General features: G+C 65.3%; 11 protein-coding genes. 7 read left to right on the top strand and 4 right to left on the bottom strand.

Annotated elements, in window-relative coordinates:
- The first annotated feature begins 2 nt into the window (after nt 1-2).
- From ureE to ureG, 3 genes are read left to right on the top strand one after another with little or no spacing between them, the layout of a single operon-like run.
- Nucleotides 3-620 carry an urease accessory protein UreE gene (ureE, locus tag GCT19_RS01365; protein ID WP_152850810.1) on the top strand — a complete coding sequence of 206 codons (618 nt, stop codon included), beginning with the start codon at nt 3-5 and terminating at the stop codon, nt 618-620.
- The gene (locus tag GCT19_RS01370; protein ID WP_018431745.1) at nt 607-1,287 is read left to right on the top strand and encodes an urease accessory protein UreF; all 681 of its coding nucleotides are present in this window, start codon (nt 607-609) and stop codon (nt 1,285-1,287) included. The genes ureE and GCT19_RS01370 overlap by 14 nt, the downstream gene beginning before the upstream one ends.
- Before the next feature lie 20 nt (nt 1,288-1,307).
- Nucleotides 1,308-1,970: an urease accessory protein UreG gene (ureG, locus tag GCT19_RS01375; RefSeq protein ID WP_152850811.1), complete on the top strand. Its 663-nt coding sequence runs from the start codon at nt 1,308-1,310 to the stop codon at nt 1,968-1,970.
- A 55-nt stretch (nt 1,971-2,025) separates the two neighbouring features.
- Here ureG and waaA read toward each other — a convergent pair whose 3' ends face one another.
- The 4 genes from waaA to GCT19_RS01395 all read right to left on the bottom strand — a co-directional run bounded on the left by waaA (nt 2,026) and on the right by GCT19_RS01395 (nt 6,972).
- Nucleotides 2,026-3,339, bottom strand: a complete 1,314-nt coding sequence (waaA, locus tag GCT19_RS01380) for a lipid IV(A) 3-deoxy-D-manno-octulosonic acid transferase (RefSeq protein ID WP_018431747.1) — start codon at nt 3,337-3,339, stop codon at nt 2,026-2,028.
- A 97-nt stretch (nt 3,340-3,436) separates the two neighbouring features.
- Entirely contained in the window at nt 3,437-4,321 is an 885-nt protein-coding gene (locus GCT19_RS01385; protein ID WP_152850812.1) for a Kdo hydroxylase family protein, read from the bottom strand.
- A gap of 79 nt (nt 4,322-4,400) precedes the next feature.
- Nucleotides 4,401-5,402 carry a lipopolysaccharide heptosyltransferase I gene (gene waaC / locus GCT19_RS01390; RefSeq protein ID WP_018431749.1) on the bottom strand — a complete coding sequence of 334 codons (1,002 nt, stop codon included), beginning with the start codon at nt 5,400-5,402 and terminating at the stop codon, nt 4,401-4,403.
- A 175-nt stretch (nt 5,403-5,577) separates the two neighbouring features.
- On the bottom strand, nt 5,578-6,972 hold the full coding sequence (locus tag GCT19_RS01395) for a phosphomannomutase/phosphoglucomutase (RefSeq protein WP_013088646.1): 1,395 nt from the start codon (nt 6,970-6,972) through the stop codon (nt 5,578-5,580).
- Between the two features lie 328 nt (nt 6,973-7,300).
- Between GCT19_RS01395 and GCT19_RS01400 the strand changes: the two genes are divergently transcribed.
- The 4 genes from GCT19_RS01400 (at nt 7,301) to galE (ending at nt 11,694) form a co-directional block, all read left to right on the top strand.
- Nucleotides 7,301-8,563, top strand: a complete 1,263-nt coding sequence (locus tag GCT19_RS01400) for an oligosaccharide flippase family protein (protein ID WP_018431750.1) — start codon at nt 7,301-7,303, stop codon at nt 8,561-8,563.
- Nucleotides 8,560-9,390, top strand: coding sequence for a glycosyltransferase (locus GCT19_RS01405; protein ID WP_018431751.1), 831 nt, complete (start codon nt 8,560-8,562; stop codon nt 9,388-9,390). Before GCT19_RS01400 ends, GCT19_RS01405 begins: the two co-directional genes overlap by 4 nt.
- Before the next feature lie 119 nt (nt 9,391-9,509).
- Nucleotides 9,510-10,658: a glycosyltransferase family 4 protein gene (locus GCT19_RS01410; RefSeq protein ID WP_013088643.1), complete on the top strand. Its 1,149-nt coding sequence runs from the start codon at nt 9,510-9,512 to the stop codon at nt 10,656-10,658.
- Between the two features lie 13 nt (nt 10,659-10,671).
- Entirely contained in the window at nt 10,672-11,694 is a 1,023-nt protein-coding gene (gene galE / locus GCT19_RS01415; protein WP_152850813.1) for a UDP-glucose 4-epimerase GalE, read from the top strand.
- The last annotated feature ends 29 nt before the right edge of the window (nt 11,695-11,723 follow it).

An 11,723-nucleotide genomic window follows, 5' to 3' on the forward strand; every position in this document is an offset into this window, starting at 1 on the left:
TCATGCGAACACTGAACAAACTTCTCGCGCCGCATCTGAAGATTGCGCCCGTACTCGTCAAGCGAGCGCCGACGTTGACGCTCGCATTCGATGAACGTCGCAAGAGCCGTCTTGCGGCGACGCTCGATAACGGCGAGGAAATTGCATTGCTGTTGCCGCGCGGCACCGTGCTGCGCGATGGCGACGTGCTCGTCGCCGATGATGGCGGGCTCGTGCGTGTCGTTGCGGCTGACGAAGCCGTGCTCGTCGTACGCGCTTCGGATGCGTTGACGTTGACGCGCGCCGCGTACCACCTCGGCAATCGTCATACGCCGGTCGAAGTGGGCGCCGATTTTCTGAAGCTCGAATACGATCCAGTGCTCGCCGACATGCTCGAGCGCATCGGCGCGACGGTCGAGCGGGTGTCACTGCCGTTTCAGCCTGAGGCCGGCGCATATGGCGGCGGGCATAAGCATGGGCACGACGAGACGTTCGCCGAGGACTACGCGATCGCGCAGCAGGTGTTTGGTGAGCATCATGGGCATGAAGGTTCTTCGCACTCGCACTCGCACTCGCACGACCACGTGCACGACGAATCGTGCGGACATGGGCACCACTCGCATCACCATGCGCATCGCTGAACTCACCGCGCTGCTGCATCTCGCGTCGCCGGCGCTGCCGATCGGCGCGTTCAGCTATTCGCAGGGTCTCGAAGCGGCGATCGAAGCGCAACTGATCACCGATGCCGACTCCGCGCGCAGGTGGATCGAACGCGGGCTGACCGACGTGCTCGCGCGCGGCGAGTTGCCGTTCCTCGCGCAGCAGATCGAACGCTGGCGCACGCACGACGCCGTCGAACTCGCCGACGCGAACGCCGAATTCCTCGCGAGCCGCGAGTCCGCCGAACTGCGCCGCGAAACGGAGCAGATGGGCTGGTCGCTGCGGCAGTTGTGCGTGTCGCTCGAATGGGGCGATGCGGCGAGGCGCGAAACGCTCGCGTCGCTGACGCCGCTCGCGCAGCCGAGCGCGTTCGCATTCGCCGCCTACGCGCACGATGCGTCCACCGATGCCGCGCTCGCCGCCTACGCGTTCAGCTGGGTCGAGAACCAGGCCGCCGCCGCGCTGAAGGCGGTACCGCTCGGCCAGCTCGCGGGACAGCGCATCATCGTCGCGCTGCGCGAACCAATCGACGCGGCCGTCGCGCGCGCGCTCGCCATTGCGCGTGACGGCCTCAACACATTCGCGCCGCAGCTCGGCATTTTGTCGGCGCGCCACGAGTCGCAGTATTCGCGGCTCTTCCGCTCGTAACCCGATTCCCACGATCCATCATGAACGCACCTCATCATCCGGCTTCCCATACCGCGACCCAGACCCGCACCAAGAAGCTGCCGCCGCTGCGCGTGGGCGTCGGCGGCCCGGTCGGCTCGGGCAAGACCACGCTGCTCGAAATGCTGTGCAAGGCGATGCGCGATCAGTACGATCTCGTCGCGATCACGAACGACATCTATACGAAAGAGGATCAGCGTCTGCTGACAGTCGCGGGCGCGCTGCCGGCCGAACGCATCATGGGCGTCGAGACGGGCGGCTGCCCGCACACGGCGATCCGCGAGGATGCGTCGATCAACCTCGAAGCGGTCGACCGCATGCTCACGCGTTTTCCGGACGCGGACATCGTGTTCATCGAATCGGGTGGCGACAACCTCGCGGCAACCTTCAGCCCGGAGCTGTCGGATCTGACGATCTACGTGATCGACGTCGCGGGCGGCGAGAAGATCCCGCGCAAGGGAGGACCCGGCATCACGAAGTCGGATCTGCTCGTGATCAACAAGACCGATCTCGCGCCACTGGTGGGCGCGAACCTCGACGTGATGGCGTCGGACGCGAAGAAGATGCGCGGCGAGCGGCCCTTCGTGATGTGCAATCTGAAGGCGCTCGAAGGCCTCGGCGAGGTGGTGAAGTTTATTGAAAAGAAGGGGTTGTTGAAGGTGTGAAGGGAGGAGTTGGGAATGCGCGTGGTGTCGTCTTTGCACGCCACGCCGCTAATCCCTATTCCGGCAGCAACGCCGCCAACACATCCACCGTTCTCGCCGTCGCCCCGCGATGCCTCGCCGCAAAGGCGGCAGCCGCGCCGCCCATCGCGAGCCGCCGCGACTTGTCGCCGAACAGCTCACGCAGCGCGCGCGCCAGATCGGCCGGGTCCTGCACCTGCACGGCGGCGCCGGCCGCGACCGCATCGGCGGTGGCCTGCGTGAAGTTGAAAACGTGCGGCCCGATCAGCACCGGCACGCCGACCGCGCATGCTTCGATCAGGTTCTGTCCACCGAGCGGCAACAGACTCCCGCCGATAAACGCAAGATCCGACGCCGCGTAGTAAGCGCCCAACTCGCCCATCGAATCGCCGAGCAGCACGTTCACGTCGCGAGGCAGCGGCGGCACGCCATCGTCGGCGGTGCGCGCCGCCGACGCGATCTTCGCATCGGGTGCCCAGTTCGATCGGCGCTCGAGCCGCAACCCCGCCTTCTCGACGAGCGCCGCGACTTCATTGAAGCGTTGCGGATGACGCGGCACCAGAATCAGCAGCGCATCGTCGACACCGAGCGCCGCGAACGCCTCGAGCACCAGCGCTTCTTCGCCCTCGCGCGTGCTCGCCGCGACCCACACGGGCCGCGTGCCGATCGCCGCGCGCCACGCGTGGCCGCGCGCCGCGAGTTCGGGCGGCGTGCTCATGTCGAACTTCAGATTGCCGAGCACCGCGACGTTGCGAGCGCCGAGCGAGGTCAGCCGCTCGGCATCGGACGGGCTCTGCGCGAGCACGCGCGCGAAGCCGCCGAACACGTCCTTCGTCGCGCCGCCGAACTTTGCCGCGCGCTTGAACGAACGCGCCGACATCCGCGCGTTGGTCAGCACGAGCGGCACGTCGGCGCGCCGGCATTCGTCGATCAAGGTGGGCCACACCTCGGTTTCCATCACCAGACCGAGCGACGGCCGCCACGCGCGCAGAAAGCGCCGTACCGCATGCGGCATGTCGTACGGTAGGTAACTGCGCAATACGCGGTCGCCGAAAATCTCGGTGCCGGTCGCGCGGCCGCTCGGCGTCATGTGCGTAAGCAAAATGCGCGCGTCGGGGCGCGCCTTCATCAGCGCATCGATCAGCGGCTGCGCGGCACGGGTCTCGCCGACCGACACCGCATGCACCCAGATCAACGGCGCGCCGTCTTCGGGCAAGCGTCCACGCGAATAACCGAAACGCTCGCCGATATGCTCTCGATAACCGCGTTCCTTGCGCGAACGGATCAACAAACGCAGCACGGCAAGCGGCGCGATCAGCCACCAGAGCGCGCGATAGATCGCTCTTAGCATCGGCGCTCCGCGTGGTTCGTCCGCTTCGCAAAGTCCACGGCGCTGATATGCGCGATGCGGGCCGGCACTCGCCCGGCCCTCGAATCGACCGCCGCGCTCAAACCAGCGCCCTGCCCTTCAGGCGCTCGAGAATGCCGAGCGGCGCGCATTCCGGCTGCGCCATCGCCTTGACCGGCAGGAAGAAAGTCTGCTCCAGCATGAACTGGCCGGACATCACCGCATGCGAGGTCTGGTCGGAGAAACACACCCACACGCTGCCCGGCGGAAACGGCATGGTCTCCTGCGGGCTCGTCTTCTGATAGTCGAGGTCGGCCTTCATGCCGTCGTGCAGATTGAGCATCAGATGGTCGTACTCGCTGCGCGGCGACTTCGTCACATGCAGCAGGTTCAGCAGCCATGCGGAGCCCGGCATCTGCGGCTTGATGCGCGGCAGGAAGCGCCGCGCCATGTCCTCGAACGGCTCGCCGACGCGCCACACGCGCGGCACGCCATGCGGGTTCACGTTGGTGAACACGCGCAGGATGCGCTCGCCGTAATTGGGCCGCGACGGAAACGCGTCGACGTGCAGACGGCTATCGTCCTTGCGCCACGAGGTTTCGCGTGTCTCGACCTGATGCAGCCGCAGGCTCGTCGGCGCGACCCGCAGCTTGCCGTTGTACTCGGGAAAGAGTCCGTCGACGAGCGTGCGCGCATTCGCCTGATAACGCGCGATCAACGCGCGCACCGCCGATTGCGTCACCGCATCGCCGGCCACGCCATGCAGCGCGCCGCCGTTCGGTTCGAGACTGATGTTCTTGCGGTTCGGATCGGCCAGCGCCGGGTCGAGCAACGCCTGCTCGCCGCCGTCGATCGCAAAGCGCAGGTTCGGAAAGTACAGAACCTTGCCGCGCTCGACGCCGGCGAGCAGCGTTTCGCGCGGCACGGACAGATTGCAGCCGTGCCAGTCGGCGTTCGCTACTTCGATGATCTGGGTTTCGTTCATGGTCGCCCTTTGGAACGGAGGGTGCGCAAGGCGAAGCGCACCGACAGGTTGCAGCAGGTGCTGATGACTGCCGGCCGGCTTACAGCAAACCAAATGCGGCCAGCGCCGACTTGACCTGCTGCAGCGTGGGCGGCTGCCCGGCCGCGCCGAGATTGACGACGTTCGGCGACCAGTAGCCGCCGGTGCGCCACGCGGTCGAGAAATTGTACAACTCGACCGTAGGCCGCTTCAGCGCCGCCGCGATGTGGACCAGACCTGTGTCAACCCCGACCGTCGCGGCCGCGCCATCGATCAGCCCGACCACCGCCGGCAGCGACAGCTTCGGCGGCACGATCGCGGCCGCGCCGAATTCCTTCGCGAGCCGCTCGCTGGTCGCGCGCTCGGCGTCGCTGCCCCACGGCAGCACGATCGACGCGCCGCGCCGCACCAGCGTTTGCCCGAGTTCGATCCACGCGGCGTCCGGCCACTGCTTGTCGGCGCGCGAAGTCGCGTGCACGAACACCACGTACGGCACTGGCAGATTCAGATTGGCTTGCGACAGCGCGAGCGCGGCACGGCCTGTATCGAGACCGAAGTCGATGTCGTCGGTGGGTTGCGGCGGCGGATCGTTCAGCGCCGCGGCCACCAGTTGCCGCGTGCGTTCGACCACGTGCGTGCGTGGCGCGATCGGCACGCGTCGCCCGTAGAAGAAGCGCACCGGCCATTCGTAGCCGGCGCCGTCGGTGCGGTTGCCGAGGCCGACGAGCGGTCCGCGCGCCATGCTCGCGACCCACGCGGTCTTGATGAGCCCTTGGCAGTCGATCACCAGATCGTAGTGCTCGGCGGCGAGTGCGCGACGAAACTCGCCGATCTCGCGCCAATTGTCGACGGACAGGATGCGCTTGCGCCAGCGCCGCAGCGACACCGGAATCGCGCGCCGCACGCCGCTCACGAGTTCCACGAGCCCGACGAAGCTCTCCTCGACGAGCCAGTCGATCTGCGCGTCGGGATGGCGGCGCCGGATGTCGGCGATCACGGGCATGTTGTGAACGACGTCGCCCAGCGACGACACCCTCACGATCAGTATCTTTTGCGCGCTCAAGAGTGGGAAAACCGGCTATCCGGCTCGAAGATGCGTTGAAAGGACCGCAATTCTAGCGCGCCGTCCATGAAAGACATGAAAAACGCGGCGCGGTAAGGCAACCCGCGCCGCGTTCGGTAGCGGCGACGCTTCGACCCGTGTTGACGAATTTCGAAGCGCGCCGCCGCATCAGCCGTCAGAACGGCAATTTCGCATCGGCCTTCTCGGCGAGAATCACGCGGCGGAAGTCGTCCTGGATGCGTTTGAGCGCCGCGTCGTTGTCGGCTTCGAAACGCATCACGACGACCGGCGTCGTGTTCGACGAACGCGCGAGGCCGAAGCCGTCCGGATACTCGACGCGCAGACCGTCGATCTTCACGACGTTGTCCGCGCCGGTGAACTTCGCGTTCTGCTGCAAACGCGCGATCAGTTCAAAGTTCTCGCCTTCCTCGAGCTTCAGTTGCAGCTCGGGCGTGGAGTGCGAGTTCGGCAGCGAGTTCAGCAGCGCGCTCGGGTCGGCGACGCGCGTGAGGATCTCGAGCAGACGCGCGCCGGTGTACAGGCCGTCGTCGAAACCATACCAGCGGTCCTTGAAGAACACGTGTCCGCTCATTTCACCCGCCAGCGGCGCGCCGGTTTCGCGCAGCTTCGCCTTCACGAGCGAGTGGCCGGTCTTCCACATCAGCGGCTCGCCGCCCTTGTCCTTGACCCACTTCGCGAGATTGCGCGTGCACTTCACGTCGTAGATGATCTGCGCGCCCTTGTTGCGCGACAGCACTTCTTCGGCGAACAGCATCAGCTGGCGGTCCGGGTAGATGATCTGGCCATCTTTGGTGACGACGCCCAGGCGGTCGCCGTCGCCGTCGAACGCGAAGCCGATTTCCGCATCCGTTTCCTTCAGCGCGCGAATCACGTCTTCGAGGTTCTCCGGGTGCGCCGGGTCCGGGTGGTGATTCGGGAAGTTGCCGTCGACTTCGGTGAACAGTTCGACCAGTTCGCAGCCGAGCTTTTTGAACAGCTTGGGCGCGAGCCCGCCGGCCACGCCGTTGCCGGTATCGACGACGATCTTGATCGGACGCGCGAGCTTCACGTCGCTCGCGATGCGCTCGAGATAGGCGTCGGCGATGTCGTATTCGGTGTAGCTGCCGTTACCGTCGGCGAAGTTCTCGTCGACGATGCGCTGATGCAGCGCGAGGATCTGCTCGCCGTAAATGGCGGCGCCGCGCAGCACCATCTTGAAGCCGTTGTAGTCCGGCGGATTGTGGCTACCCGTCACGACGATGCACGAGTCGACGCGGCGCTCGCCGCCCGCCAGCTTCAACGGTACGCTCGCCGCGAAGTAGCCGACCGGCGTGGGCACCATACCCACGTTCACGACGTCGACGCCGGCCGCACGCAGGCCGTCGGACAGCGCGCCGATCAGTTCGGGGCCCGACAGGCGCCCGTCGCGCGCGACCACGACCGCGTCGCCGCCCTGCGCGCGCACTTCGCTGCCGAAGGCGCGGCCGATGGAACGCGCGGCGTCGGCGTCGAGCGTCTTGCCAATGACGCCACGAATGTCATACGCCTTGAAAATCGATTTGGAGATCATGTTGGCTCACTTGCGTGCAATGGAAAATTTTGACCTGCGCACAGACGATAACCGGTAAAAACGCGGAAAAAATCGCATTAAAAACCACGGTAATACGCGCGTTAAAAAACCGCGTTATCACGCCTCGTTGCGCCCTTGCCGGAAGCGGTCCGGTTCCAACTTATAATTGCGTTCTTCTGACCAGCCTGAATAACGCCATTCTAATGCTTAGACGCCCTCCTTTTGTAAAGTTGCCGTGGCTGCCGGCCGGGCGGGCGAACGCGCATAGCGCCGCATGCATGGCCGCACGAGGTGGCTTGACCGACGCGCAGCGGCGAGCGGCCAACGGATGCTGACACTCAAGCGCTTCGCCAATCCCGACGTCACGCGCGCGTTTACGAACATCGTCTGGCTGGGTCTCGAGCGGCTCACGCAGATCGGCGTGGCCATCGTGATCAGCGGCATGCTCGCGCGTTACTTCGGGCCCGATACGTTCGGCAAATGGCAGTACGCGAACACGCTGCTGCTGGTGCTGTCGCCGATCACATGGGTGTGCGGCGCGGAAATCCTCGTACCGACCATCGTCAACCGGCCACCCGAACAACTCGGCACCGTACTCGGCAGCGCATTCGCGTTGCGCTTCTCCGTCTCGACGGTTGCGCTGCTGCTTACGTGGCTCAGCATTGCGCTGCATTTCTTCGAACCGCTCGTCGGTGCAATGCTCGCCGGCCTCGCGGTCACGATGCTGTTTCGCGAGCCGTTCGTCGGCGTGATCAACGCGTGGCTGCAAAGCATGACCTACAGCAAGCCGCAGTTGCTGACCAGCATGAGCACCGCTGTGATCAAGGCCGGCCTCGTCTATCTGCTGGTTCGCGCGGCAGCCGCGCCCGCACGCTTCGGCTGGCTGTGGGCGCTCGAGTCGGCGGCGATCGGCGCGGTGCTGTTGCTCTACTTCATGCGCCGGCATGGCGGCAAGCTGGACTGGCATGTCGAACGGTCGCTCTTCAAGCACTTCGCGAGCGCGGGCACGGTGTTCTGGCTCGGGCTCATCTGTATGTATCTGTTCCTGAAACTGGACCGGCTGATGCTCGAGCGCGCGATTTCGTTCGCCGATCTCGGACGCTACTCGGCCGCCCAGCAATTGAATGAAAACTGGATCACGCTCGCACTGATGCTCGCGCAAACCATTGCGCCCGCATTCGTCTATCGAGTCCAAGGCATCGCGCAACTGCGCCGCAACATGTGGCGGCTCACCGCGCTGACCGCCGTGCTGATGGTGTGCGGCGCATTCGTGCTCGATCTGCTCGCGGGCTTCATCATCCGCCATGTGTTCGGGCCGGACTTCGAAGGCGCGATCGAGATTTTCCGCTGGGCCGTGTGGCTGTCGGTGCCCGCGGGTATCGAGGCGATCGGCAATCTGGTCGTGCTCAAGTATCAGGCCAGGTTCGTGTTGCTGGCGAAGTGGCTGCTCGCGCTCGCCGTCGCGTTCGCCGTCAATCTGTTGGCGATCCCGCGACTCGGCGCGTATGGCGCGCTCGTCGGCCTCGCGGCCGGCTATCTGGCGGCCGCCTCGGTCAATCTTTATTACATCCGTTTCAAATTGCGCCCATGACGAATTCATCCGCCACCGCGCAAACCACGCTCGACGACGTCGCGGTGCTGATGCCCGCCTACAACGGCCAGGCGGACGTCGATTCTACGCTCGCATCGTTTGAAGAAAGTGCGCTGGTGCACGTTTTGATCGTCGATGACGGCAGCACGCCGCCGATCGTCGCGCCGGCGCTGCCGAACCTGAAGATCGAAGTGCTGCGCATGGCGCGCAACAGCGGCATCGAGCGCGCGCTGCAAACCGGCATCGATGCGCTCGCGCAGCGCGGCTTTCGTTTTGCGGCGCGCATCGACGCGGGCGATCGCGCGGTGCCGCAGCGGCTCGCGAAGCAGCGCGCGTTCATGGGAGCGCATCCGAACGTGGCGGGCCTCGGCATGTGGACCCAGGTCATCACGCGCGCGGGCGAGCCGCTTTTCATGCTGACGCCGCCGGCCGAGCCGAAGGTGATCCGGCGCCAGCGCTTTTTCCGTTCGTGCCTCGCGCATCCGTCGATGATGCTGCGTATCGATGCCGTCCGCACAGTCGGCAACTACCGCGCCGCGTATCCTTCGGCCGAGGACCTCGATCTGTTCTTACGTCTGATGGAACGCTATGACTGCGCGAATCTGCCGGAACTCGGCCTTTTCTACGAGCTGAACGAAGGCGGCATCAGCGCGACGAAGCGGCGCCGGCAAATCGGTTCGACGCTGCGTTTGCAGTTGCGCTACTTCAACGTGGCCAATCCGTACGACTGGTTGGGCCTCGCGAAGAATCTGTCGCATCTGCTGCTGCCTTATCGCACGTTGCAGCGGGTCAAGCGCGCGCTGCTGACGCCGCGCGAGAGCCGTTGAACCTCGCCACGTGTGAGCGATGTCGCTGTCGCTTCGTTCGCCGAGGTTCGCGCCGCTGAGTACGGCGCTGTATTCGTATCACTGGTCCACACTTCATTCAACGCCGTGCCCTTTTTCGCATGAAGCCCTCTTTCAAGTCGACGCCCGCGCTGCGCATTACACTCGTCTGCAACACGGCCTGGGCAATCTATACGTATCGGCAAGGGCTGATCCGCACGCTGATCGGGCGCGGGGTCGATGTGACGGTGCTTGCGCCGCGCGACCGCACGTTCGAGTTGCTCGCCGCGATGGGCTGCCGTTGCATCGAGTTGCCGGTGGCGTCGAAGGGCACGAGTCCGGGCGAAGATCTGCGCACGCTCGTCGCGCTCTATCGGCAGTACCGGACGATCCGTCCGCATGTCGTGTTTCACTACACGATCAAGCCGAACATCTACGGCTCGATCGCGGCGAAGCTGGCTGGCGTGCAGTCGGTGGCGGTCACCACCGGCCTCGGCTATGTGTTCATCCAGCACAGTCGCGCCGCGCAGATCGCCAAAAGGCTGTATCGTTTCGCGTTCCGCTTTCCGCGTGAAGTATGGTTCCTGAATCGCGACGATCAGGCCGCGTTCATCGACGGCAAGCTGCTCGTGCACCCGGAGCGCGCGCGGCTGTTGCACGGCGAGGGCGTCGATCTCGAGCAGTTCGCGTTCACGCCGCTGCGCGCTCGCGCGGAGTTTCGCTTCGTGCTGATCGGGCGGCTGCTGTGGGACAAGGGCGTCGGCGAATACGTCGAGGCGGCGCGGCAACTGCGCGCGCGCTATCCCCATGCGCGTTTCCAGTTGCTCGGGCCGGTCGGCGTCGACAATCCGAGCGCCATCACGGGCGACGAAGTCGCCGCGTGGGAACAGGAAGGCGTGATCCAATATCTGGGCGAAGCGCACGACGTGCGGCCGTTCATCGCCGATGCCGATTGCGTGGTGCTGCCGTCATATCGCGAAGGCGTGCCGCGCACGCTGATGGAAGCGTCGGCGATGGGCCGGCCGATCGTCGCGACCGACGTGCCCGGCTGCCGCGAGGTGGTGACCGACGGTGTCAATGGCTTGTTGTGCGAAGCGCGCAATGCGCAGAGCCTCGCCGCGAGTCTCGCGCGCATGCTCGATATGAGCGGCGCGGAGCGGCGCGCGATGGCGGAACGCGGCCGGCAGAAAGTCGCGACCGAATTCGACGAACGCAAGGTCGTCGAAACGTATAAAGACCTGGTGCAAAAAATCACGGGTGTTTTACTTTAATGGGAGCAACAGCATGACCATGAAAGGCACGATTCTGGTAACCGGCGGCGCGGGTTTCATCGGCTCGCACACCTGCGTCGAACTGTTGAACGGCGGCTACGACGTCGTTGTGATCGACAACCTCGTGAACAGCAAGCGCGAATCGTTGCGGCGCGTCGAGCAAATAACCGGCCGTGCGGTGAGCTTCTACGACGACGACGCACGCGACGCAGCCGCGCTGCAGCGCATTTTCGATGCGCATCCGATCACCGGCACGATCCATTTCGCGGCGCTGAAAGCGGTCGGCGAATCGGTCGCGAAGCCGATCGAGTATTACGCGAACAACGTCGGCAGCCTGCTGACGCTGCTCGGCGTGATGCGCGATCGCAACGTCAAGCAGTTCGTGTTCAGTTCGTCGGCAACGGTGTATGGCGTGCCGAAAAGCTCGCCGATCGACGAATCGTTCCCGCTGTCGGCGACCAATCCGTATGGCCAATCGAAGCTGATCGCCGAGCAGATCCTGCGCGATCTGGAAGTGTCGGACCCGTCGTGGCGCATCGCGACGCTGCGCTACTTCAATCCGGTCGGCGCGCATGAGAGCGGCCTGATTGGCGAAGATCCCGCCGGCATTCCGAACAACCTGATGCCGTACGTCGCGCAGGTCGCGGTCGGCAAACTCGAAAAGCTGCGCGTGTTCGGCGGCGACTACGAGACGCCCGACGGCACCGGCGTGCGCGACTACATCCACGTGGTCGATCTCGCGCGCGGGCATCTCGCCGCGCTCGATGCGCTCGTCGAGCGCGATGCGAGCTTCGTCGTCAATCTCGGCACGGGCCAGGGCTATAGCGTGCTCGACGTGGTGCGTTCGTTCGAGAAAGCGTCGGGCCGGCCGGTGCCGTACGAGATCGTCGCGCGCCGCCCGGGCGACGTCGCGCAGTGTTTCGCGGACCCGAGCGCGGCCGAGAAGATCATCGGCTGGCGCGCGCAGTTCGGCATCGAGCGCATGTGCGCGGACCACTGGCGCTGGCAGTCGATGAATCCGCAGGGGTTTGCGTAAAGCGCTTCGGCTTCATCGCGTCGGTATAA

It is taken from the genome of Paraburkholderia atlantica (genome assembly GCF_009362785.1).
Lineage (GTDB): Bacteria > Pseudomonadota > Gammaproteobacteria > Burkholderiales > Burkholderiaceae > Paraburkholderia > Paraburkholderia atlantica.